Below are 24,012 nucleotides of genomic sequence, written 5' to 3' on the forward strand. Positions count from 1 at the left end.
TGATTTATTGTTTTGCTACCTGTTCGGTGAAAAAGCGGTTGCCCATTTCTTCCAGCCCCAATGTCTCCAGCACTTCCTGCAAACGCTCCGATGGTCGCTGGCGCGGCAGGTTCTTGTACGTGGCGATGATCAGCTCATTCTTCATCGAGTGTTCCCAGCCTACCAGCTCGGTCACGTTGACGTGGTAGCCGTGCGCCTCCAGTTGCAGGCAACGCAGCACGTTGGTGATCTGGCTGCCGAATTCGCGCGTGTGGATCGGGTGGCGCCAGATCTCGGTCAGCGCGGACTTGACCAGCGACTTGCCCTTGTTCTTCTTCAGCACCGTCGCGACTTCCGCCTGGCAGCAAGGCACCAGCACCATGTACTTGGCCTTCTTCTTCAGCGCGAAGTGGATGGCGTCATCGGTCGCCGTGTTGCAGGCGTGGAGCGCGGTGACGACGTCGATCTGGTCCGGCAGCAGCTTCGATTCGGTGGACTCGGCCACCGACAGCGGCAGGAAGGACATGCCGGGGAACTTGAACTGCTTGGCCAGCTCCTGCGAACGCGCCACCAGCTCTTCGCGGGTTTCGATGCCGTAGATGTGAGAGTTGTCGTTCAGCGCCTTGAAAAACAGGTCGTAGATGATGAAACCGAGGTAGGACTTGCCGGCGCCGTGGTCCACCAGCGACACGCTGTCCTTCCCGGCCAGCACTTCCTTCAGCAGCGGCTCGATGAACTGGTACAGGTGGTAGACCTGCTTCAGCTTGCGGCGGCTGTCCTGGTTCATCTTGCCGTCGCGGGTCAGGATGTGCAGCTCTTGCAGCAGCGCGACGGTCTGGCCTTCGCGGATTTCCGGCATGTTGTCCGCGCCGGTGACGGTGGCGCCGATTTTCGCTGGCGCGGCTTTCGCCGCCGGCTTACTTGGCTTCATCGATCCACGCCTGCTGAACCGCCTCAAGGACTTTTTCACCGCCGCGCGTGTGGTCGTCGTCGAACTCTTCGAGATCGACGATCCAGTTGTGCAGATCAGTAAAGCGGATAGTCAGCGGATCGATGTCCGGGTGCTTATCGTAGAGCGCTTCCGCAATCGCGGTGATGTCGGTCCATTTCATATCAGTGCCCGCCTTCGCTTGCGTGATTGATGGTGTACTTGGGGATTTCGACGACCAGGTCTTCATTCGCCACCACGGCCTGGCACGACAGGCGCGACACGGCTTCCAGTCCCCAGGCCTTGTCCAGCAGGTCTTCCTCGGTTTCGCTGGCTTCGCTCAGCGAGTTGAAGCCTTCGCGCACCAGCACGTGACAGGTGGTGCAGGCGCAGGATTTCTCGCAGGCGTGTTCGATGTGGATGTCATTTTCAAGCATGACATCGCACAGGGTCTTGCCGACTTCGGCTTCGACGACAGCGCCGTCCGGGCACAGTTTTGGGTGGGGCAGGAATACGATTTGTGGCACTTGATACCTCTAGGTTTGTTTAAACTACCTGGTCCAGCGTCTTGCCGGCCAGTGCGCTGCGCACGCTGCGATCCATGCGGCGCGATGCGAATTCTTCGGTGCCGTTGGCCAGCGCTTCGACTGCCGACTTCACCGCCGCGTGATCGACGGCGCCGGTCTGCGACTGGGCTACCACGTCGCGCACCTGGTTCATCAATACGTCGACTGCCGCGCGCTCTTCGTCGCTCAGCAGGGATGCGTCTTCGTTCAGCGCCGATTGCGTGGCCAGCATGATGCGCTCGGCCTCGACCTGCTCTTCGCGCAGCGCGCGGGCGACCATGTCGGTATCGGCCGATTTGTACGAGTCCTGCAGCATGCGCGCGACGTCGTCGTCGCCCAGGCCATAGGCCGGCTTGACGATGATCGACGCTTCCACGCCGGAGCGCAGCTCGCGCGCGGACACCGACAGCAAGCCATCCGCATCCACCTGATACGTGATGCGGATGCGCGCGGCGCCGGCCACCATCGGCGGAATGCCGCGCAGCTCGAAGCGCGCCAACGAACGGCAGTCGGACACCAGCTCACGCTCGCCTTGCAGCACGTGCACCGCCAGCGCGGTCTGGCCGTCCTTGAAGGTGGTGAACTCCTGCGCGCGGGCGCAAGGGATGGTCGAATTGCGCGGAATGATCTTCTCGACCAGGCCGCCCATGGTCTCGATGCCCAGCGACAGCGGGATCACGTCCAGCAGCAGCCAGTCGTCGCCCGGCGCGCGATTGCCGGCCAGCAGATTGGCCTGCACCGCCGCGCCCAGCGCCACGACCTTGTCCGGATCGATGTTCGCATGTGGGATGGTGTGGAAGTATTCGCTGACCGCGCGCTGCACGTGCGGCATGCGCGTGGCGCCGCCGACCATCACCACGCCATCGACGTCGTCCGCATCGACGCTGGCGTCGCGCAGCGCCTTCTTGATGGCCTTCATGGTTTTGTCGATCAGGTGCTTGGTGATCTCCTGGAAGGTCTCGGCGGTGATCTTCAGATGCACTTCTTCGCCGGAGCCGAGGATGGCGTCGACGGTCACATCGTTCTTGGTCGACAGCTGCTCTTTCGCTTCGCGTGCCTTGACCATCAACACGGCCGTGTCTTCGTTCGACAGCGGCGCCAGTTTTTCCTGCTGGTGGATATAGCAGAACAGGCGGTGATCGAAGTCGTCGCCGCCCAGCGCGGAATCGCCGCCGGTGGACAGTACTTCAAACACGCCCTTGCTCAGTTTGAGGATGGAGATATCGAAGGTGCCGCCACCGAGGTCGTAGACCGCGTACAGACCTTCCGAACCGTTATCCAGGCCGTAGGCGATGGCGGCGGCGGTAGGCTCGCTCAGCAGGCGCAGCACGTTGATGCCGGCCAGCTGCGCCGCATCCTTGGTGGCCTGGCGCTGCGCGTCGTCGAAGTAGGCCGGCACCGTGATGACCGCGCCCACCAGATCGTCGCCCAGCGAATCTTCGGCGCGCTGGCGCAGCGTGGCCAGGATCTGCGCCGAGATCTCGACCGGGCTCTTGACGCCGGCGATGGTCTTCAGTTGCACCATGCCAGGGGTGTCCTGGAAATCGTAGGGCATGTTTTCCGCGTAGGCGATATCGGCCAGGCCGCGGCCCATGAAGCGCTTGACGGAAACGATGGTGTTCTTCGGATCGGTGGTCTGCGCGGCCTGCGCCTTGTAGCCGATGTTGGCGTGGCCGTTCGGCAGATAGCGCACCACGGACGGCAGCAGCGGGCGGCCATCCTCATCGCACAGCACTTCTGGAATGCTGTTGCGCACAGTGGCGACCAGCGAATTGGTGGTGCCCAGGTCGATACCGACCGCCAGCCGATGCTGGTGCGGTGCGGTGGACATGCCAGGTTCGGAAATTTGCAGAAGTGCCATTTAATTGTTGCCTTTAACCTGGGGTCAAGTCTGACATTCGGACACGGCCTCTGCCGTAGCTGTGGCTACGGCAGAGGCCGTGTCCGAATGTCAGACTTGACCCCGGAGTTGTTAGTTGTCTTCGAGCGCTGTGAAGCTGTGCTCTATTTCTTCTTTGAATTTTTCTAAAAACATCAACGCGCGCACGCCTTGCGCCGCCGCGTGGAAGTCGCCGGCGTCGATCTGCGTTTCGATCTCCGCCAGGCGCGCCTTGCGTTCGTTGCGCAGCTGCTTGTCCAGCGCTTCCAGCGCGTCGCTGTCCTTGGCGGCGCGGGCGTCGCCCAGCTCTTCGCGCCACTCCATCTGCTGCATCAGGAAGGCCATCGGCATCGCCGTGTTCGACTCGGTCTGCAAATCGACGCCATTGAGCTCGCACAGGTACTGCGCGCGCTTCTGCGGATTTTTCAGGGTCTGATAGGCTTCGTTGGCGCGGGTGGCCCACTGCATCGCGACGCGCTTTTCGGCGTCGGTGGCATTGACGAACTTGTCGGGATGGACGCGGCCCTGCACGTCGCGGTAGGCGCTGTCGAGCGCCTCCGCGTCCACGGCAAACCGCTGCGGCAGATTGAACAGCTCAAAGTGATTTTGCATGGCTTATCAGATGCGGAAGCTTTCGCCGCAACCGCAAGCGTCTTTCTCGTTCGGATTGTGGAACTTGAAGCCTTCGTTCAAGCCTTCGCGCGCGAAATCGAGCTCGGTGCCGTCGATGTACGGCAGGCTTTTCGGGTCGACGAATACCTTGACGCCGTGCGATTCGAAGACGCTGTCCTCTGCCGCTATTTCGTCCACGTATTCCAGCTTGTAGGCCAGGCCCGAGCAGCCGGTGGTGCGCACGCCAAAACGCAAACCAACGCCTTTACCACGGCGCTCGATGTAGCGGCTGATATGCTTGGCTGCTTTTTCGGTCAGGGTGATTGCCATTTAATTCTCCGTACCGGCGACGACTTGCGTCGCCGGTGTAAAACAGACTTAGGCCGCGACTGGGTGCTTGGTCTGGTAGTCCAGTACCGCTGCCTTGATGGCGTCTTCCGCCAGGATCGAGCAGTGGATTTTTACCGGCGGCAGCGCCAGTTCTTCAGCGATCTGGGTGTTCTTGATGGCCAGCGCCTGATCCAGCGTCTTGCCCTTGACCCATTCGGTCACCAGCGAGCTGGAAGCGATGGCCGAACCGCAGCCGTAGGTCTTGAACTTCGCATCTTCGATCAGGCCATCGGCGCCGACCTTGATCTGCAGCTTCATCACGTCGCCGCAAGCCGGCGCACCGACCATGCCGGTGCCAACGCTGTCATCGCCCTTTTCGAACGCGCCCACGTTGCGTGGATTTTCGTAGTGGTCCAACACTTTTTCCGAGTAAGCCATTTGGTGCTCCTGTATTTTCTGTAACTGTAAAAATTAGTGGGCTGCCCATTGGATCGAGCTGATGTCGATGCCTTCTTTGAACATGTCCCACAGTGGCGACAGCTCACGCAGTTTGTGTACCTTGGACTTCATCAGGTTGACGGCGAAGTCGATGTCCTCTTCGGTGGTGAAGCGGCCGATGGTGAAACGGATCGAGCTGTGCGCCAGCTCGTCGCTGCGACCCAGCGCGCGCAGCACATACGATGGCTCCAGCGAAGCCGAGGTGCAGGCCGAACCGGACGACACGGCCAGGTCTTTCACGGCCATGATCAGCGACTCGCCTTCGACGTAGTTGAAGCTGACGTTCAGGTTGTGCGGCACACGGTGTTCCATGTCGCCGTTAATGTAGGTTTCCTCGATCTCTTGCAGGCCCTTGGCCAGGCGGTCGCGCAGGCCCTTGATGCGGGTGATCTCGCTGTCCATTTCCACTTTGGCCAGGCGGAAGGCTTCGCCCATGCCGACGATCTGGTGGGTAGGCAGGGTGCCGGAGCGCAGGCCGCGCTCGTGGCCGCCGCCGTGCATTTGCGCTTCGATGCGCACGCGCGGCTTGCGGCAGACGTACAGCGCGCCCACGCCCTTAGGGCCGTAGGTTTTGTGCGCGGTGAAGGTCATCAGGTCGACCTTGGTCTTTTGCAGGTCGATCACCAGCTTGCCGGTCGCTTGCGCGGCGTCGCAGTGGAAGATGATGCCCTTCGAGCGGCACAGCGCGCCGATTTCGTCGATCGGCTGGATCACGCCGATTTCGTTATTGACCAGCATGACGGAGATCAGGATGGTGTCCGGGCGGATCGCGGCGGTCAGCTGCTCGATGGTGATCAGGCCGTTGTCCTGCGGTTCCAGGTAGGTCGCTTCAAAGCCCTGGCGCTCCAGTTCGCGCACCGTGTCCAGCACTGCCTTGTGCTCGGTCTTGACGGTGATGATGTGCTTGCCCTTGGTCTTGTAGAACTGGGCCGCGCCCTTGATCGCCAGGTTGTTCGATTCGGTGGCGCCGGAGGTCCAGATGATTTCGCGCGGGTCGGCGTTGACCAGGGCGGCGACATGCGCGCGCGCCTCTTCCACTGCCTTTTCCGCGGTCCAGCCGTACATGTGGCTGCGCGATGCCGGATTGCCGAACTGCTCGCGCAGGTAAGGAATCATCATGTCGGCGACGCGTGGATCGATCGGCGTGGTGGCCGAGTAGTCCATGTAGATCGGGAAATGCGGGGCGGTCTGGAACTTCACTGGCGCGACGTTTTTTTCAGGGGCGTTCATCTGGGCTTACTCCGTTATTTATTTCTCTTAACCAAGCGCGGCGTGGTTACGGTGCATCACGACCACGTTTTGTTCAGCATTCTTTTGCTTCTGTTGATCGACCAGATCCTGCAGCGACACGGAATCCAGGTAATCCACCATTTTTTCGTTCAGCGTGGCCCACAGTTCGTGGGTCATGCAGCGCGCGCCGCTGGCGGCGTCCGCGCCGTGGCAATTTTCCTTGCCGCCGCACTGGGTCGCATCGAGCGGCTCATCGACGGCGATGATGATGTCGGCCACGGTGACCTTGTCGGCGCGGCGCGCCAGACTGTAGCCGCCGCCCGGGCCGCGGATCGATTCGACGATCTCATGGCGGCGCAGCTTGCCGAACAACTGTTCCAGGTAGGACAGCGAAATGGCCTGGCGCTGGCTGATGCCGGACAGCGTGACCGGGCCTTTGCCTTGGCGCAAAGCCAGATCGATCATCGCAGTCACAGCAAAACGGCCTTTGGTGGTCAGACGCATCACTACCTCGGTTCAACTGGGTTAAAATATCGACCTTGGCGCCAGTCGCAAAGACTGATTACTTGATCGATTTAGTCAAGTATACCAAACTTTAACAAAGTTTGCCGGGAGGCCCCATCGCCTGTCAGGGTACTTACCCTTTCAACAACTGCATCGGCTGGAACAGCTGGTGCATGTCCCGGTTGCCGATGAAGCTCAGGTTGTAGGGGTGCTCCGCGCTGATTTGCGGGAAATCTTTCATAACCGGCAACTTGCTCAGCAATTCGGCGATCTTTCCCCATAAAACCATGGTTGGCGTCTTCGGCGCCTGCGCGGCCAGGCCGGCCATCACAGTCTGGAAAAACGGCAACCAGGCCTTGGCATCCTTGGCCGGGGCCACATGGCTACGGAACACCAGCGAGGCGTTCAGCAGCAAAAAACCCTGCTGGATCAATTTCTGCTGCATGTCGGCCAGGGTCTGGATGTGGCTGCCTGCACCGCTGCGGGCGCGGGCGGAGACGGCGGCCATCGCGTCGCCGCCAGTGTTGTCCAGCGACAGTTGACCGTCCGCCACCAGCAGCATCTTCATGAAGTTGCGCAGCGAGGTGGCTTTGTTGACCGGCTTGGACAGGCCGCCGCCCTGCTCGGCCGACCACAGGCTGCCGACGGCGCCGTCCATGAAGCAGACGCCGGTGGCGCTCTCGGCGCGCGGATACGGGCCTTCGCCGACTAATATGTAGCGCACTTTGTCCAGCGGCAGCGCGAAGGCGGCGAACAGGCGCTGTTCGGTCGGCAGGTACAGATCGCTGGCCAGCTGCGGCAGGTAGTCGGGCGTGGCGGCCATCATGGCCTCCAGCCCTTGCACCAGCAAGGGACGCCAGGAAGCATCTGCGCGCGTCAGCGCATCGAGGATGGCAGTCGGGATCGTCATGAGGGAATAGCGTTCGGGGAAAGGCGAGATTGTAGCGCCGATCCACAGCGCACACCAAGATCAACGCGCGCCACGGTCCTGCGCCGGGCGCCCGTCATTCCAGCCTGGAGTCTTGCTCGCAATGGTATTTCGGATACGGCGCTGGGGCGAGAAAAGTATCGATGGCGGATGTAATTCTGGTCTTTAGTCGTTCACTGCCGGCATCTTGCATATCGTTGTGGCGGGAGCCTTCGATGCGGACCACACAAGTACCGTAGCGGCTCCGCTCCTCCTCGTTCGGTAGAACACCGGAGTCCGCAGTGGTGTCGCTGGCGCGAATTGTCAGGACGTGAATGCCGGCCGAGCGAGGCAACGCGACCCGCCGACTGTCGAGGCTGATCAGGCCGGAAACGCGGCTCGCGTTGTCAGCGGCGAACTGCGCCGAACTGTCCCCGCCAAGGGAGTGCCCCACGAGCAGCAGATGTTGCCAATCGAACTGCGGGTACCGCACCGCGGTTTCGTCGATCGCGATAGAGATTGCTTGCGAGGCCACCCGCGCCAAGGCTTGCACCTGCTTCGCCACTGGGGTGTTCGGGTCCATTTTTACGCCGCCAGCACTATCTTGTATGGCGACAACCAAGTAACCCATCCCGTTAAGATAGTTGCTAACGAAAGAGTAGTCCGAACCAAGAAGTCCATATCCCGGGCTTAGGATCGCTACTGGACATGGTCTCGCATGAGTACAGGCATGAACGCCAGCGGGAACGTGAATTTCCAGCGGAACGGCAGCCACGGCCATCGGTACGCATAAAAGCAAGGGCAATAGGGCGAACAAACGGTGCATGGGTTCCTTTGCAAGTAGGTGAAGGTAAGGCAGGTCAGGTCGGCAGGCTCATCTGCCAACGTATGCTCCCCTCCGAAGAAATCAGGCATCCAGCTCGGCGCGGTTGCGCCCCAGTTGCTTGGCGCGGTAGAGCGCGGCGTCGGCCGCGCGCAGCAGTTGTTCGGCCGCTTCGCCGGCCTTGGGCGTCCATGCGGCGACGCCGATGCTGACGGTCAGCATGCCGCCCGGCGCCTGCGCGTGCGGCAGGGCCAGCGCCTCCAGCGCCTCGCACACGCGGCGGGCGATGGTCAGCGCGCTGTCGGCGTCGGTGGTCGGGGCGATGAACGCGAACTCCTCGCCGCCGTAGCGCGCCACCATGTCGCCGGTGCGCTGCAACTGGGCCGCGAATTCGGCGGCCACCCGCCGCAGGCAGGCGTCGCCGTCCTGGTGGCCGTAATGGTCGTTGTAGCGCTTGAAGAAATCGATATCCAGCAGCCCCACCGCCAGCGGCCGCCCCAGCCGCGCCGCGCGCGACCACTCGGTCGCCAGCACGGCATCGAAACGGCGGCGGTTGGCGATGCCGGTCAGGCTGTCGGTCAGGCTCAGCTCGGCCAAGCGCGCATTGGCTTCGTTCAACTCCGCGGTGCGCTGCGCCACCCGCTCTTCCAGCAGCCGCTCCGACGACTGCAGGCTGCCGATCAGGCTGGCCTGGGCTTGGTAGGCGGCGCGCTGGGCCTCGGCCTTCTCGCGCCGCATCACATGGACGCGGTCGGCCAGCGCAAAGGCCAGCAACATCATCTCGCAGGCCGAACCGATCTGGCTGCCGTGGTTGGTCAGCAGATTGTGCGGCAACAGGGCCATCGCCGCCAGCGAGCTGCTCATATTGCCGATCAGGAGCACGAAGAACGCGCCGCTGAAGTAGTAGGCGCTGCGCGAGCGCTTGAACGCGCAGACCAGGCTGACGATCATGATCAGCGGCGAGGCCACGCTCCAGATGGTGGTGATCGGCCTGGCGACCTGCGTGTAGAACGCCACCATGGCCAGCGGCGACAGCACGAAGAAGGCCAGCAAGGCGAGCAGCACCTTGTCCAGCCAGGGCACCAGCCTGCGCGTGCCCAGCATGCTGCGCATGAACACCAGCAGCAGCGCGGCCGACAGCGAGAACAGGATGGACGCCGACAGGTTGGGCCACGCCCCTTGCGCCCCCGGCCACAGCCACTCGTGCGCGAGACCGTTCTGCCCCGCCAGGCCCAGCGCGACGCAGCCGACAAAGGCGACATACATCAAGTAAAGCCGGTCGCCCAGCGTGGCGAACAGCACCAGGTTGAACAACATCATGGCCAGCGCCATGCCGAAGTACACGCCTTGCAGCAGGTAGTCCTGGCCTTCGTAGGCCAGGTAAGCCTCGGGCGACCACAGCCGCGCGGGGATCAGCTTGGCGCCGTTGGACGCGATCCGCAGGTAGACCACCTGCTGCGAATGCGGCGCCAGATCCAAGGGGAAGACGAAATAACGGTTATGGTAGGGACGCGTCGCATACGGTTGCGCGCTGCCGGTGCGCAACGCCAGGTAGCGGCCGTCGGCACCGGGGGTGTACAGGGTGATCGAGCTCAGGCGGGCATTGCTGATCTCCAGCATGCGCTGCAACGGCGCGGCGCCGGGATTGCGCAGGTCCAGCCGCAGCCAGTAGGCCGAACCGGTGTAGCCGAAACTGAGCGCCTCGCCGGCCTGGCCGCTGGCCTGGAAGCGCGCGCCGGCGCCCAGCACATCGTCGATGGCGAGTTGCCGCCCGGGATCTTCGAGCACATCCAGGTGCTCGGTCAGCGCCAGCATGCCGCGAGGCAGCGCGCCGGCGTCGACGATCTCGCGGGCCTGCGCAGCGCCATGCAGCCACAAAATCAGCAGTAGTAACAGGGGCCGCAGCAAATTCATAAGCAATTCCAAGTCATGGGCGACATGGTAATGCAATTCAACTTGCGGTGAACGGGTTTTTCTAGCACTATTTGCTAACTTTATTGTCAACATTCAGGCAACATGAACTTGTGAGGATTTCGTGGCGACTCCCGACATTTCCCGGTTGAAAATAGAGCGCGGTGCTCCCGCGCAAGTTCAAGGGCAGCGTTTCAAACGCCGCCGCTGGATCAAGATCGCTGTGGTGGTGATCGTCATCGGCGTCGGCGGCAAGGTCGCCATGGGCCAGTTCGGCGGCAAGACCAGTGTGGAAACGGTGACCGTGGCGCAGACCTATCCGTCGCAAAGCTACACCTTGCTCAACGCCACCGGCTACGTGGTGGCGCAGCGCAAGGCGGCGCTGTCGTCCAAGGCCACCGGCCGGCTGGAGTGGCTGGGCGTGCTCGAAGGCAGCAAGGTCAAGAAAGACGAAGTGATCGCGCGGCTGGAAAACCGCGACGTCAGCGCCTCGCTGGGCTTGGCGCAGGCCAATATCAAGGTGGCGCAGGCCAACCTGGAACAGGGCAAGGCCGAACTGCTGGACGCGCAGGCCAACTTCAAGCGCACCGCCGAGCTGCTCAGCCAGAAATTCATCACCGCCTCCGCCTACGACACCGCGCAGGCGCGGCTGAACAAGGCCAAGGCCAGTATCGCCGGCCACAACGCCGCCATCGCGGCCGCCAGGGCCAACGCGCAGTCGGCGCAAGTGGCGCTGGATCAGACCGTGATCCGCGCCCCGTTCGACGGCGTGATCCTGACCAAGAGCGCCAACGTCGGCGACAACATCACGCCCTTCTCCTCCGCCGCCGATAGCAAGGGCGCGGTGGTCACCATCGCCGACATGGATACGCTGGAGGTGGAGGCCGATGTCTCCGAATCCAACCTCAGCAAGATCCGCGTCGACCAGCCGACCGAAATCCTGCTCGACGCCTTCCCCGAGCTGCACCTGGCCGGCACCGTCTCGCGCATGGTGCCGACCATGGACCGCAGCAAGGCCACCTTGCTGGTCAAGGTGCGCTTCATCGACCGCGATCCGCGCGTGCTGCCGGACATGAGCGCCAAGGTGGCCTTCCTGTCGAAGGCCGTGCCGCCGGCGGACAAGCAGGCCGTCACCGCCGTGCAGGCGACCGCCCTCGCCACGCGCGACGGCAAGACCGTGGTGTTCGTGGTCGAAGGCGACAAGGTCAGGCAGGTCGCCGTCACGCAGGGCCGCAAGATCGGCGAACTGGTTGAGGTCAAAGGCGTCAAGCCCGGCGACAAGCTGGTGATGACGCCGGACGCCAAGCTGCACGACGGCGCCCCGGTCAGCCTGGCGAAGAAATAATGAGCGAACCACTGGTACTGATAGAGCACCTGGTCAAGTCCTACCGCCGCGGCGACCAGGTGGTGGAGGTGCTGCGCGATATCAGCCTGGCGATACCGGCTGGCGATTTCACGGCGCTGATGGGTCCTTCCGGCTCCGGCAAAAGCACGCTGCTCAACCTCATCGCCGGCATCGACAAGCCGGACCGCGGCGTGCTGCGCATAGCCGGCCTCGATATCGCCGGCATGGGCGAGACCGACCTGGCGCGCTGGCGCGCCACCAACGTCGGCTTCATTTTCCAGTTCTACAACCTGATGCCGGTGCTGACCGCGTTCGAGAACGTCGAACTGCCGCTGCTGCTCACGCCCCTGTCGCGGCGCGAACGGCGCGAGCGCGTCGAGCTGACCTTGGAGATGGTCAACCTGGCCGACCGCATGGACCACACGCCGAACGAGCTGTCGGGCGGCCAGCAGCAGCGCGTGGCCATCGCCCGCGCCATCGTCAGCGACCCGACGCTGATCGTGGCCGACGAACCGACCGGCGACCTGGATCGCAATTCCGCCAGCGAGATCCTGGCCCTGCTCCAGCAGCTGAACCAGCAGCTGGGCAAGACCATCATCATGGTCACGCACGACGCCAACGCGGCGGCGCAGGCGCGCACCATGGTCCATCTCGAAAAAGGCGAATTGATCGCCGGCGCATTAGCCGTTCCGGCGTAGCACCATGTACACGCTGCGGCTGATCTTCAAGAACTCCATGCGCCACAAGCTGCGCACCTCGCTGACCATCCTCGGCCTGGTGGTGGCGATCTTTTCCTTCGGCCTGCTGCAGACGGTGGTCGACGCCTGGTACGCCGGCGCCGAGGGCGCATCCAACACCACGCTGATCACCCGCAACAAGACCTCGCTGGTGTTCCCGCTGCCGCTGTCCTACCAGGCGCGCATCCGCGCGGTGCGGGGCGTGTCCGGGGTCGGCTTCGCCAACTGGTTCCAGGGCACCTACAAGGATCCGAAGAACTTCTTCGCGCAGTTCGCCATCTCCGGCGAGAGCTACCTGAACATCTATCCTGACTTCCTGCTGCCTGCGGACGACCGGGTCGCCTTCCTCAAGGACCGCAAGGGCTGCATCGTCGGCCGCAAGCTGGCCGACCAGTACGGCTTCAAGGTCGGCGACATCATTCCGCTCAAGGGCACCATCTACCCCGGCAACTGGGAACTGGTGGTGCGCGGCATCTACGACGGCAAGCAGAGCACCACCAACACCGCCACCCTGTTCTTCCACTGGGACTACGTCAACGAGACCGTGAAGAAGGTGGCGCCGCGCCGCGCCAACCAGATCGGCGTGTACGTGGTGCAGATCGACCAGCCGGAAAACGCCGCCGCCATCTCCGCCGCCGTCGACAAGGAGTTCGCCAACTCGCTGGCGGAGACGCTGACCGAGACCGAGAAGGCCTTCCAATTGAGCTTTGTGTCGATGTCCGAGGCGATCGTGGTGGCGATCCGCGTGGTGTCGTTCGTGGTCATCATCATTATCGCGGCGGTGATGGCCAACACCATGGCGATGAGCGCGCGCGAACGGCTGGGCGAGTACGCCACGTTGAAGGCGCTCGGCTTCGGTCCCGGCTTCCTGACGCTGATGATACTGGGCGAATCGCTGCTGCTGGCGATGTTCGGCGCGGTGATCGGCATCGTCATCCTGTTCCCGTTCGCGACCTTCCTCGGCAAGATGATGGGCACCATGTTCCCGGTGTTTGAAGTGTCGCAGCTGACGGTGATCCAGCAGGTGCTGGCGGCGCTGGCGATCGGCGCCGTCGCCGCCATCGCGCCGACAATACGGGCGGTGCGCATCAACATCGTCGATGGCCTGAGGAGCATAGGTTGAAAATTCCTCTCTCTTATGTCGCCCGCAACCTGTGGGCGCGCCGCCTGACCACCGCGCTGACCGGCGCCGGCCTGGCGCTGGTGGTGTTCGTGTTCGCCACGGTGCTGATGCTGGACGAGGGCCTGCGCAACACCATGGTCACCACCGGCGAATACGACAACGTGATCCTGATCCGCCGCTCGGCCGACACCGAAGTGCAGAGCGGCGTGGACCGCACCCAGGCCAGCGTGGCCTCCAGCCACCCGGCCATCGCGCTCGGCGCCGACGGCCAGCCCTTGCTGTCGAAGGAAACGGTGGTGCTCATTTCGCTCAACAAGCGCGGCTCGGCCAAGCCGTCCAACGTCATCATCCGCGGCATCTCGCAGCGCGGCCTGATGCTGCGGCCGCAAGTGAAGCTGACGGCGGGCCGCATGTTCCGCCCCGGCGCCTCCGAGATCATCGCCGGCGCCAGCATCGCGCGCCGCTTCGAGGGCGCCGGCATCGGCGAGACGCTGCGCTTCGGCCAGCGCGAATGGACCGTGGTCGGCCTGTTCGACGCCGGCAACAGCGGCTTCGATTCCGAGATCTGGGGCGACGCCGACCAGCTGATGCCGGCCTTCCGCCGCAACGCCTATTCGGCGATGGTGCTGCGGCTGGCCGACACCTCGCTGTTCGACCGCTTCAAGAAGGACATCGAAGCCGACCAGCGCCTGACGCTGGACGCCAAGCGCGAACAGAGCTTCTACTCCGACCAGTCGAAGGCGCTGTCGACCTTCATCAGCGTGCTCGGCTTGATCCTGTCGATCATCTTCTCGATCGGCGCGATGATAGGCGCCACCATCACCATGTACGCCTCGGTCGCCAACCGCGTCGGCGAAATCGGCACCTTGCGCGCGCTGGGCTTCCAGCGCCGCAGCATCCTGGCCGCCTTCCTGTCCGAGTCGATGCTGCTGGCGGTGCTGGGCGGCGCGCTGGGCCTGGCCTGCGCTTCGCTGATGCAGTTCCTGTCCTTCTCGACCACCAATTTCCAGTCCTTCTCCGAGCTGGCCTTCGGCTTCCGCCTGACGCCGGCGATCGTGGTCAAAACGCTCATGTTTTCGCTGGCGATGGGCATGGTCGGCGGCTTCCTGCCGGCGCTGCGCGCGTCCCGCATGAAAATCGTCGACGCCCTGCGCGCCGCATGACTAATGGCACCCCACACCGCACCACACCAGCAACAACAGCAAAAGAAAGCATGCTAGACTTGCCTGAATGCAAATTTCGCCGGATACGCCATTTTTGCCTTCGGAGTCAGCGCCGACCATGCCGCACAAGGATCACCCGCCTGCCGCGCACGGAACCTGGCCACGCCACTGCTGGCGCCGGCTACTGCTTTGCTGCGCGCTGCTGATGTCGATGCTGGCGGCGCCCGCATGGGCCGTCGGCGAGCGCAAGGTGCTGGTGCTGTATTCGCTGGGTTCCGATTCCGCGTCGGCCTGGCAACGCCTGATCCAAAAAGGCCTGTCGGCCGAACTGGCGGACAAGAACCTGACCTCCATGCTGGGCATTTTCGAAGAACGCTTCGATGCCGTGCGCGTGGGCGACGAGCAGGCGCAGGCCGGCATGGAGCAATACCTGCGCACCAAGTACGCCCACATCCGGTTCGACGCCATCATCACCGAGAACTATGTGGCGGCGCGCTTCCTCAGCGAACGTCCCAAGCTGTTCCGCGGCGTGCCGCGCCACTACGTCAACCATGGACGCCTGGACTGGACGCCGTCCGACGGCACTGGCTACCAGGTCCATGCGGATTTCGTACGGGCCATCGGCGTCATCCCGCAAGTGGCGCCGGACGTGCGCCACATCGTGGTGATCGGCGACAGCACGGAACGCATGCAGGAATCGGTTACCGGCGTGCGCAAGGCGGCCGCCGCCTATGACAAGCAGATACGCTTCGAATACTGGGATCAACTCAGCCACGGCGAGATCTTCCGCCTGGCCGCGCTGCTGCGGCCCGGCAGCGCCATCTTCCTGCTGCCCACCTACCACGACGTCACCGGCGCGCGGCGCCGGCCGGTGGACATCGCGCGCCAGCTGGCCGCCACCACGCAGGTGCCGGTGTTCACCAACTGGGAGGCCATCGTGGTGCCCGGCGTGGTCGGCGGCTACGTGGTCAGCGCGGAGCGCATAGGCCGCGCCATCGCCGCCATCCTGATGCAGCGGAAAGCCGACATCGCCGGCATACCCGGCTACCTGTTCGACTACGGCGCGGCACAGCGTTTCAACTTGCAGAACATTCCGCCGACGGCGCAATGGCTCAACCGCCCGCGCAGCGTGTTCGAGCAATACCTGTGGCAGATACTGGCCGGCGCCACCTTGATCGTATTGGAAGGGATCTTGATTTCGGCGCTGATCGTCGCGCTGCGCGGGCGCCGCCAGACGCTGTCCGCGCTGCACGATGAACGCAACCTGCTGGAAGCGCGGGTGATGCAACGCACGCTGGAGCTGATGATCGCCAACACCAAGCTGGAACAGTTGGCCACCACCGATCCGTTGACCGGCATCGGCAACCGCCGCCGCATGACGGAGCAGATCAACAAGGAACTGGAACGCAGCCGCCGCTTCAAGCATCCATTGTCGCTGCTGATGGTCGACATCGACCACTTCAAGAACGTCAACGACGTCTACGGCCACGAGGCCGGCGACCGCGCCATCCTGGCGGTCGCCAAGGCGCTGGCGGGCGGCATGCGCAATATCGACATGGCGTCGCGCTTCGGCGGCGAAGAGTTCGTGCTGCTGATGCCGGAAACCCAAATCGACGTCGCCAGCGGCGCCGCCGAACGCTTGCGCAGCGATGTCGCCGAGCTGCGCATCGAGGGCGACAACGGCGAAACGATCGCGCTCACCGTCAGCATCGGCGTGGCGGCGTCGATGCCGGAAGGAGCGCCGGACAGCGCCTCGTCGCTGATCTCGCGCGCCGACAAGGCGCTCTACCAGGCCAAGCACGAAGGGCGCGACCGGGTGGTCAGCGCCTGATCTGGCGGCTTGCGCGGCGTGCCTCGCCCCGCAACTCAAATACGAATCATTATCATTTGTATTGACATTCACCGATGCCGGAGCTAATCTGGTGGCATAGCATTTACGACAAGCTTTCAATTTATAGACGCCGCCATGCCCCACCCCCTTGCATTCCTTCCCCACTATGCGGCCGCCCGCGACCGCACGCTGCGTCAATTCATCGAAGCCTTCTGGAATGAGGGCTGCCTGAACGGCGCCGTCACCCCGCAGCGGGACCGCCTGCGGCTGGAAGGCCGGGACGAGCACGACACGCCGCTGGTCTACCACATCGATATCGCCGGCCACAGCGCATTCGACCGCGTGCGACTGTGCGGCGAGGTGCGCGGCACCGGCGATCCCAACCCGGACATCGCCGCCTTGGTGGCGGCGCTGGTGCGGCACCTGCAACCGCAGGCGGAGGCCTTGCGCCGCTTCGTCGCCGAGCTGCAGCAGACCGCGCTCAAACAGGCCTGGTCGATGACGGCGACACCACAGGCCACGCTGCAATCGCCCTACGCTTTGCAGGAAGCGGAACTGGGCGACGGCCATCCATATCATCCGTGCTTCCGCTCGCGCATCGGCTTCAGCATCGACGAGCACCGGCGCTACGGCCCGGAATTCGCGCAGGCTATCGTGTTGACCTGGCTGGCGATCGACCGCGAAGCCAGCGAAACCCATACGCTGCCGGAGCTCGACTACGACAGCTTCGTCGCGTCGCAACTGGGAACGGACGAGTACCGCCGCCTGCTGGATCAGATCGAAGCACAGGGCCAGGCGCCGGCGCGCTACCGCCTGATGCCGGTGCATCCGTGGCAATGGGAGCACGGCGTCGCCCAGCACTTCGCCGACTGGCTGGCCGACGGCACCTTGCTGCACCTGGGCGCAGGCCGCGCCGAATGGCTGGCGCAGCAATCGATACGCTCGCTCAGCCGCCTGGCGGCCGATGGTTGCGGCAACCTGAAGCTGCCGCTGGCCATCGCCAACAGTTCGGCCGATCGCATCCTTTCCGACCACCACGTGCACAACGCGCCCATCATCTCGCGCTGGCTGGCGACCATCTGCCGCGACGATGCCTTTTTCGCCGACGGCCAGCGATTGGCGGTACTGGCCGAGCCGGCCGGCATCACGATCGCCGCGTCGCGCCAGCGCACCGGCGCCTACGGCATGCTGGGCGCGATCTGGCGCAGCGCGCCGGAGTCGGTGCTGGCCGAGGGCGAGCAGGTACTCCCGATGACGGCCCTGACGACGCTGATCTCCGACCGCGAGCTGACCATCGGCCCGTGGCTGGCGCGGCACGGCGCCGAGCGCTGGGTGGCCGCGCTGCTGGAGGCCAGCGTCCCGCCCCTTCTGCACCTGATGATGGCGCACGGCGTGCTGCTTGAATGCCATGCGCAAAACACCCTGCTGATACTGCGCGACGGTCTGCCGCGCCGCATCGCCATCCGCGACCTGCCCGGCGGCCTGCACTATCTGCAAGGCGCCACCGGCGAAGCCCAACTGGCCGGCCTGCGCAGCGCACCGGCCTACCGCAACGCGCTCAACGCCAGCGCCGGATTTATGTTCGACTCGCCGGCGGAGGCGCGCGACTACCTGCTGGAAGTGCTGTTCTTTATCAATCTGGGAGAACTGGCGTGGCGGCTGGAGTGCCATCACGGCTATGCGGAGGCACTGTTCTGGGCTCAGGCCGCGCGCACCGTTCAAGCGTATCTGTCGCGCTTTCCGGCGCACGCCGCCCGCCATCGCGAGTTCGACCTGCTCGGCGCGCAGCTGCGGATCGAGTGCCTGGCCGCGCGCCGCCTGCTGGGATGGAGCACGCCGCGCCTGCGCACAGTCGGCAATCCGCTGGCGGCGCCGGTCAAGCGTGGCGGCAACGCATGAACCTGGCGCAGGCCTCGTCGCCGCAGGCCGGGTTGACGCGCGCGGTGATGGTCACGGTCGCCGGCCACTTCGGCGCGGCCTTCGCCGCCTTGTGCATGCCGCCGTTCTACGCGCAGATCCTGGAAGCGAGCTTCCCGGCGAACGCGCCGTCGGCGGCGCTGGCCGGCTGGTACTTCACGCTGCCGACACTGGCCGCGGCCATCGCCAATCCGGCCTGGGGACGGCTGGCCGACCGCATCGGCCGCCGCGCCTCGCTGATGCGGGCGCACGCAGGCTTGTGCCTCAGCTTCATCCTCACCGGCCTGGCGCGCACGCCGCTGGAGTTCGCGCTGGGCCTGATGCTGCAAGGGCTGCTCGGCGGGACCTTCTCCGCGTCCAACGCCTACCTGGCCGAACAACTGCCGCCAGCGCGGCTGGCGACACTGCTCGGCGTGATGCAGGCGTCGGCGCGCACCGCCTTGTTCGCCGGCCCCGCACTGATCGGCATGATGAGCGGGCACGCCAACATGCTGCAGCTGTTCCTGTACCTGGCGTTGTTCCCCGGCGCCGCCTGCGTGGTGCTGCACCTGCTGCCGGACGCCGGTGCGCCGCGCCGGCCGGTGCCGGCGCCGGCCGGCGCGAACACCGGCGCACCATCCGGCGCGCCGGCCATCGCCACCGCCGGTTGCGGTGTCAGCGCCGTGAACCTGTACCGGTTGCAGGCGCTGTTCGCCATCGGCACCGTTCTCACCTATCCCTACTTTGTCAGCGACCTCGCGCAGCGGCTGCAGATCGGCGCCGCCACCGCCGGAGTGATGTTCGGCCTGCCGCACGCCCTGTTCCTGTTGTTGGCGTGGCCTTTGGGACGCAAGCTCGGTTACGCCAATGCCCGGGCCGCGCTCGGATGGTACGCCGCGCTGACCAGCGCCGGCCTGCTGCTGCAGGCCTTGGCCGACACGCTGCCGCTGCTGTTGGCCGGCCGCATCCTGATGGGCATAGGCATGACCGGCGCCTACCTTGCCATCAACACGCTGGCCGCTGCCACCTCCACCATCGAGCGCGCCGGCCGCCACTTCGGCAGCCTGGAAGGGGCCAACAAATGGGGCGCAGTCAGCGCCGGCCTGCTGGCCAGCCTGCTGGCGCCGTCGCTCGGCTACGCCGCGCCGCTCTGGCTGGGGACTGCCGTTGTCGCCGCGCTGTTTATTTCAATGAAATGGAAACTGCTATGAACTCACCGCTGTTACCCAAACATCTGCAGCCCACCCCTTCCGAAACCGAGAACTTCGCCGAGCGCCAGCACGGCCGGCTGCTGATCAACTGCTATGCGCGTGAAGTGGCAATCCAGGAACATACGCTGGCCGTTTTGCCGGCCAGCCGCAGCGGGCATCCGGCGATGCCTGCCGATTATCGGGGACAGGTGCTGGAAATCGCCCTGCCCCGCCTGGGCAGCCAGTTGTGCGTCGGCGTGCTGCACGTGTCGGCGACCGCCAATTTCGACTACACCACCAGCATCCACCTGCGCACAGGACAGGAGGCCTGGCGCGAAGCCGGCTGGCGAGAACTGGCGCGCCTCATCATCGAAGACCTGTCCTGCCGCGCCGCGACACCGTTCAACGACGAACTGCTGCAACAGATCGGCGACAGCATCGCCACCATGCAGGACGTGCTGGACCGGCGCCCGGCGCCGGCGCTGCCGTCCGCCGCAGCCGGCGCCACGCCCCTGCAGCTGTATATCGAGAGCGAACAGGGGCTGCTGACCGGCCACCCCTTCCACCCTGCGCCGAAAAGCCGCTCCGACTGGTCGCCCGCCGAGCAGCGCGACTACTCGCCGGAACACCAGGCCAGCATGCGCCTGCACTACTTCCAACTGCCGCAAGATTGGCTGCTCAGCGACGCCGTCGACGCCGATGCGTTGCAAAAACTCGGCGCGCAAGGCCTGCAGCCCGGCGACGGCGGCGCGATCCTGCCGCTGCATCCGTGGCAGGCCGGCTGGATGCGCCTTCAGCCACGCATCGCCAGCGCCTTGCGGAGCGGCGAGATCCTCGACCTTGGCCCCCATGGCCGCCCCTTCCATCCCACGGCGTCGGTGCGCACATTGCTGGCCGAGGACGCAGCCTCTTTCGTCAAACTGTCGCTGAATATGCGCATCACCAACTGCATCCGCAACAACGCCCGCCACGAACTGCAAAGCGCGCTGACCGGCACGCGGCTGTACCGCACCGTGCAGGCCGACATGCAAAGCCGTTTTCCGGGTTTCCGCGTGATGGAGGAGCAGGCCTACGTCACCATCGACCTGCCCGGCGCCGACCCGGAACTGAGCAACGGCTTCGGCGTGCTGCTGCGCGAGGGCGTGGCCGGCCTGCTGCAACAGGGCGTGCAGCCGATCGTGTGCGCCGCCTTGTTCGGCAACGGCGATCATGGACGCAAGCGGGTTTTCGCCCAGATCGAACGCTACGCGCTGCATCGCGGCTATACGCTGGAGCAAGCCGCGCGCCACTGGTTCGCGCGCTACGCCGAAACCGCGGTGCATCCTATCCTGTACCTGCTGTTCGAGCACGGCGTGGCGTTCGAGCCGCATATGCAAAACACGGTGGTCGGACTTGACGGCGAAGGTGCGCCCAGCCATTTTATCTTGCGCGACCTGGAACTTACGCGGCTTGCGCCGCAGGCGCACGCGCTGGCCCGCGCCATGCAGCTGGAACCCGGCACGCTGTCCGCGCTGTGCTGCACCGATGAACGGGCCTGGACCCGCATCGGCTACTGCCTGTTCGTCAACAACCTGTGCGAGGTCATCGCCAGCATCGCCAACGGCAACCACACGCTGTACCTGGGCCTGTGGGGAGTGCTGCGCAACACGCTGCAGGACTATCTGGCGAAATACCCCAATCCGTCCGCCAGCCGCCGCATCCGGGGTCTGCTGGCGGGCGAGCCTCTGCCGGCCAAAGGCAATCTGCTGACGCGCTTCCTGCGCCAGGCCGACCGCCAAGCCAGCTATCTTCCCTTGTATCACCCGCTTGGCGTCGTCAACGGCGCGGCGGCATCTTTATAACGACAGCACTCCAAAACAATGAAAACAGTACTTAAACCCCTACCCCTGCTGCTGGCAGGCTTCGTTTTCTCCGCCCAGGCGGACGACATCCAAACCATGCAGCAGGTGACTGTGACCGGCTCCAGCGACGGCTTGGCCGCGACCGTCGGCGGCGCCAAGACCCCGGGCAGCCTGCTCGACGCACCGCAATCGATCAGCGTGGTCACCGAGGAAAATCTGCGCAATCGCGCCGCGCTGACCAGCAAGGATGCGCTGGACTACGTCAGCAGCGTGGTCGCCGGCCAGGGCGAAGGCCGGCGCGATGAGTTCTACATTCGCGGCTTCTACTCGCTGCGCGACACCAGCCTCGATGGCGTGCGCGACGACACGCTGTATTCGCGCGACCTGGCCACGGTCGAAAAAATCGAAGTGATCAAGGGCGCGGCGGCGGCGCTGTATGGCCGCGGCTCGGCCGGTGGCCTGATCAACCGCGTCAGCAAGCAACCGCGCGCCAAACAGGAAACCGAAGTCTCGGCCACGCTGGGATCGGACAGCGAGCAGCGCGTCAGCGTCGACGCCGGCGGCGCCCTGAGCGGCAGCATCAACGGCCGCCTGATCGCCGTCTACGACACCGGCGACAGCTATCGCGACGTGGTCGAACACACGCGCAAGCTGCTGGCGCCATCGCTGAAGTTTGCGCTGTCGCCAGCCACCTCGCTGTTGCTGCAAGCCGAGGTGCAGCGCGAAGACCGCACGCCGGATCGCGGCGTGCCGTCGCTGGCGGGCCGTCCGGTCGCGGTATCGCCATCGACCTACTACGGCGAAAGCTATGACTACACCAGCACCGACAGCGACATGGCGAAGGCGAAACTGGAGCACCGCTTCAACGGCCGCCTGAAGCTGGAGAACACCTTCCAATACAGCCGCACCGAACTTGAAGGCGTGAACACCCGCAACCGCCGCGTCAACGCCGACAAAACCGTGTCGCGCCAGGTCACCTACTTTCCGCAGACGCAGCGCAACCTGATCAATCAAACCGAGCTGGCGTACATGCTGGACCAGCATGCGCTGCTGATTGGGCTGGAGTTATCGAACCAGCAGCGCGACATGATCACCGCGCAAACCGGCATCGCCTATCCGGTCAGCCTGTACGCGCCGCAGCACGTGCTGCCGGCGCCGAACCTGGGCGCCCTGCCGGTGGCGCTGAACAACGCGTTCACCGCCAAAACGCAGGCGCTGTACTTGCAGGACCAATTCACCATCACGCCGCAGTGGAAGGCCTTGGCAGGAGTGCGCTTCGACCGCTTCCGGCAGGAGCAAACCAATCGCCTGAGCAAAGTGTTCAGCGAACGCACCGACAACGTCGTCTCGCCGCGCGCGGGCCTGGTGTACCAGCCGCTGGACGGACAATCGTGGTATCTGAATTTAAGCCGCTCGTCGCAACCGGGCGGCGGCGACCTGCTTTACAGCGGCAGCACGCCGCTGTCGCAGGTCAAGCCTATGCAGACAGATTTGCAGGAAGTGGGCTACAAGCAGGAATGGCTGGGCGGCCGCTTCTATACCACCGCCGCATTGTTCCGCATCGAGCAGCGCAACCAGTTGACGCTGGATCCGACCGATCCGGCCGGCCTGCGCCAGCTACAAGTCGGCAAGCAGCGCAACCAGGGCGTGGAGCTGGAGCTGCAAGGCGCGCTGTGGCAAGGCGGACGTTTGAACGCGTCCTACACCTACAACGATGCGCGCATCGTGGCGTCCAACGACATCCCGAGAGGTAACCGGGCCGAGATGACGCCGCGCCACCGGGCGTCGCTGTGGGTGGACCAGGAGCTGGGCGGCGCGTGGAACGCCGGCCTGGGCGTGCTGCTCAGCGGCGACCAGTTCGCGCTGTCCGACAATGCCGTGCGCCTGCCCGGCTACGGCCGCGTGGACGCGGCGCTGGGTTATCGCGGCAAGCGGTACGACGTGCGGTTCAAGTTGAACAACGTCGGCAATGCGCGCTTCCATGAATCGGCCATCAACAACGTGCAGATCCAGCCGGGCGCGCCGCGCAATGCGAGCGTGACGCTGACCAGCCGGTTCTGATCCTGCCGGCGCCTATTCGGCGTCCGGCTGCTGCGACGGGTGCGCCTGCTGGAAGGCGGGCAGCTCGGCGCAGGCTTCGAAGATGCGCATGACGGTCGGATACGGCGCCATGTCCACCCCGAAGCGCTGGGCGCCGAACACCTGCGGCACCAGGCAGCAGTCGGCCAGCGTCGGCGTGTCGCCGTGGCAGTAGCGGCCGGTGCGCGCATCGCCGGCCAACAGCCGTTCCAGCGTCGCCATCCCGGTGCGCAGCCAGTGCTGCTGCCATTCCACCTTGGCCTCTTCGGTCACCCTCAACTCACCCTTCAGGTACTTCAACACGCGCAGGTTGCCGAGCGGGTGAGTGTCCGCCGCCACCGTCAACGCCAGTGCGCGCACGCGGGCACGGTCGGCTGCGCCGGCGGGCAGCAACGGCACCTGTGGGCGCGTCTCCTCCAGGTACTCGATGATGGCGAGCGACTGGCCGATCACGCTGCCGTCGTCGTCCAACGTCGGCAGCAGCGACGACGGATTGAGCGCACGGTAGGCATCGGCCAACTGTTCGCCACCGTCGCGCAGCAGGTGCACCGGCACGGCGTCGTAGGCCAGTTCTTTCAGGTTCAGTGCAATGCGCACGCGGTAGGCGGCAGTGCTGCGGAAGTAGGTATAAAGCTTCATG

Annotated in this window: 22 protein-coding genes; 9 read left to right on the top strand and 13 right to left on the bottom strand. The window is 64.8% G+C overall.

What is annotated here, in order from left to right:
• Positions 1–4: 4 nt before the first annotated feature.
• The 12 genes from AC1RMD_RS04870 to AC1RMD_RS04925 all read right to left on the bottom strand — a co-directional run bounded on the left by AC1RMD_RS04870 (position 5) and on the right by AC1RMD_RS04925 (position 10,170).
• Positions 5–910, bottom strand: a complete 906-nt coding sequence (locus AC1RMD_RS04870) for a class I SAM-dependent methyltransferase (protein ID WP_492924177.1) — start codon at positions 908–910, stop codon at positions 5–7.
• On the bottom strand, positions 897–1,091 hold the full coding sequence (gene iscX, locus AC1RMD_RS04875; protein WP_008450499.1) for a Fe-S cluster assembly protein IscX: 195 nt from the start codon (positions 1,089–1,091) through the stop codon (positions 897–899). The genes AC1RMD_RS04870 and iscX overlap by 14 nt, the downstream gene beginning before the upstream one ends.
• A 1-nt stretch (position 1,092) precedes the next feature.
• Positions 1,093–1,434 (bottom strand): ISC system 2Fe-2S type ferredoxin, encoded by a 342-nt coding sequence (gene fdx, locus AC1RMD_RS04880; RefSeq protein WP_492924180.1) that lies wholly within the window; start codon positions 1,432–1,434, stop codon positions 1,093–1,095.
• A gap of 19 nt (positions 1,435–1,453) precedes the next feature.
• Positions 1,454–3,334, bottom strand: a complete 1,881-nt coding sequence (hscA, locus tag AC1RMD_RS04885; RefSeq protein ID WP_492924182.1) for a Fe-S protein assembly chaperone HscA — start codon at positions 3,332–3,334, stop codon at positions 1,454–1,456.
• A 111-nt stretch (positions 3,335–3,445) separates the two neighbouring features.
• Positions 3,446–3,964, bottom strand: a complete 519-nt coding sequence (hscB, locus tag AC1RMD_RS04890; RefSeq protein ID WP_492924184.1) for a Fe-S protein assembly co-chaperone HscB — start codon at positions 3,962–3,964, stop codon at positions 3,446–3,448.
• Between the two features lie 6 nt (positions 3,965–3,970).
• Positions 3,971–4,294 (bottom strand): iron-sulfur cluster assembly protein IscA, encoded by a 324-nt coding sequence (iscA, locus tag AC1RMD_RS04895; protein ID WP_017874702.1) that lies wholly within the window; start codon positions 4,292–4,294, stop codon positions 3,971–3,973.
• 48 nt (positions 4,295–4,342) lie between these two features.
• Positions 4,343–4,732, bottom strand: a complete 390-nt coding sequence (gene iscU / locus AC1RMD_RS04900) for a Fe-S cluster assembly scaffold IscU (RefSeq protein WP_020702063.1) — start codon at positions 4,730–4,732, stop codon at positions 4,343–4,345.
• Between the two features lie 33 nt (positions 4,733–4,765).
• Positions 4,766–6,022, bottom strand: a complete 1,257-nt coding sequence (locus AC1RMD_RS04905; RefSeq protein ID WP_492924187.1) for an IscS subfamily cysteine desulfurase — start codon at positions 6,020–6,022, stop codon at positions 4,766–4,768.
• Between the two features lie 27 nt (positions 6,023–6,049).
• Entirely contained in the window at positions 6,050–6,526 is a 477-nt protein-coding gene (gene iscR, locus AC1RMD_RS04910; RefSeq protein WP_008450513.1) for a Fe-S cluster assembly transcriptional regulator IscR, read from the bottom strand.
• A gap of 133 nt (positions 6,527–6,659) precedes the next feature.
• Positions 6,660–7,436, bottom strand: coding sequence for a uracil-DNA glycosylase family protein (locus AC1RMD_RS04915; protein WP_492924189.1), 777 nt, complete (start codon positions 7,434–7,436; stop codon positions 6,660–6,662).
• A gap of 94 nt (positions 7,437–7,530) precedes the next feature.
• Positions 7,531–8,016, bottom strand: coding sequence for an alpha/beta hydrolase (locus tag AC1RMD_RS04920; RefSeq protein ID WP_492924191.1), 486 nt, complete (start codon positions 8,014–8,016; stop codon positions 7,531–7,533).
• A gap of 324 nt (positions 8,017–8,340) precedes the next feature.
• Complete coding sequence (locus AC1RMD_RS04925; protein WP_492924193.1) at positions 8,341–10,170, bottom strand: sensor domain-containing diguanylate cyclase; 1,830 nt, start codon at positions 10,168–10,170, stop codon at positions 8,341–8,343.
• A 121-nt stretch (positions 10,171–10,291) separates the two neighbouring features.
• On the opposite strand from AC1RMD_RS04925, the gene AC1RMD_RS04930 reads away from it, so the two are divergent.
• From AC1RMD_RS04930 to AC1RMD_RS04970, 9 genes are all read left to right on the top strand, one after another.
• Positions 10,292–11,512, top strand: coding sequence for an efflux RND transporter periplasmic adaptor subunit (locus AC1RMD_RS04930; protein ID WP_492924195.1), 1,221 nt, complete (start codon positions 10,292–10,294; stop codon positions 11,510–11,512).
• Complete coding sequence (locus AC1RMD_RS04935; RefSeq protein ID WP_492924197.1) at positions 11,512–12,210, top strand: ABC transporter ATP-binding protein; 699 nt, start codon at positions 11,512–11,514, stop codon at positions 12,208–12,210. The genes AC1RMD_RS04930 and AC1RMD_RS04935 overlap by 1 nt, the downstream gene beginning before the upstream one ends.
• 4 nt (positions 12,211–12,214) lie before the next feature.
• Complete coding sequence (locus AC1RMD_RS04940; RefSeq protein ID WP_492924199.1) at positions 12,215–13,372, top strand: ABC transporter permease; 1,158 nt, start codon at positions 12,215–12,217, stop codon at positions 13,370–13,372.
• The gene (locus AC1RMD_RS04945; protein WP_492924201.1) at positions 13,369–14,535 is read left to right on the top strand and encodes an ABC transporter permease; all 1,167 of its coding nucleotides are present in this window, start codon (positions 13,369–13,371) and stop codon (positions 14,533–14,535) included. Before AC1RMD_RS04940 ends, AC1RMD_RS04945 begins: the two co-directional genes overlap by 4 nt.
• 118 nt (positions 14,536–14,653) lie before the next feature.
• Positions 14,654–16,366, top strand: a complete 1,713-nt coding sequence (locus tag AC1RMD_RS04950) for a diguanylate cyclase (protein WP_492924203.1) — start codon at positions 14,654–14,656, stop codon at positions 16,364–16,366.
• Between the two features lie 135 nt (positions 16,367–16,501).
• Positions 16,502–18,265, top strand: a complete 1,764-nt coding sequence (locus AC1RMD_RS04955) for an IucA/IucC family protein (protein ID WP_492924205.1) — start codon at positions 16,502–16,504, stop codon at positions 18,263–18,265.
• Complete coding sequence (locus AC1RMD_RS04960) at positions 18,262–19,473, top strand: MFS transporter (RefSeq protein ID WP_492924207.1); 1,212 nt, start codon at positions 18,262–18,264, stop codon at positions 19,471–19,473. Before AC1RMD_RS04955 ends, AC1RMD_RS04960 begins: the two co-directional genes overlap by 4 nt.
• Positions 19,470–21,293, top strand: a complete 1,824-nt coding sequence (locus AC1RMD_RS04965) for an IucA/IucC family protein (protein ID WP_492924209.1) — start codon at positions 19,470–19,472, stop codon at positions 21,291–21,293. Before AC1RMD_RS04960 ends, AC1RMD_RS04965 begins: the two co-directional genes overlap by 4 nt.
• Positions 21,294–21,311: 18 nt before the next feature.
• Positions 21,312–23,354, top strand: a complete 2,043-nt coding sequence (locus tag AC1RMD_RS04970) for a TonB-dependent receptor (protein ID WP_492924211.1) — start codon at positions 21,312–21,314, stop codon at positions 23,352–23,354.
• Positions 23,355–23,366: 12 nt separating this feature from the next.
• Here the strand turns inward: AC1RMD_RS04970 and maiA are convergent, their stop codons facing one another.
• Positions 23,367–24,011 carry a maleylacetoacetate isomerase gene (maiA, locus tag AC1RMD_RS04975; RefSeq protein WP_492924213.1) on the bottom strand — a complete coding sequence of 215 codons (645 nt, stop codon included), beginning with the start codon at positions 24,009–24,011 and terminating at the stop codon, positions 23,367–23,369.
• Position 24,012 lies beyond the last annotated feature (1 nt).

The organism is Duganella sp. GW822-FHT06D06 (assembly GCF_058799615.1).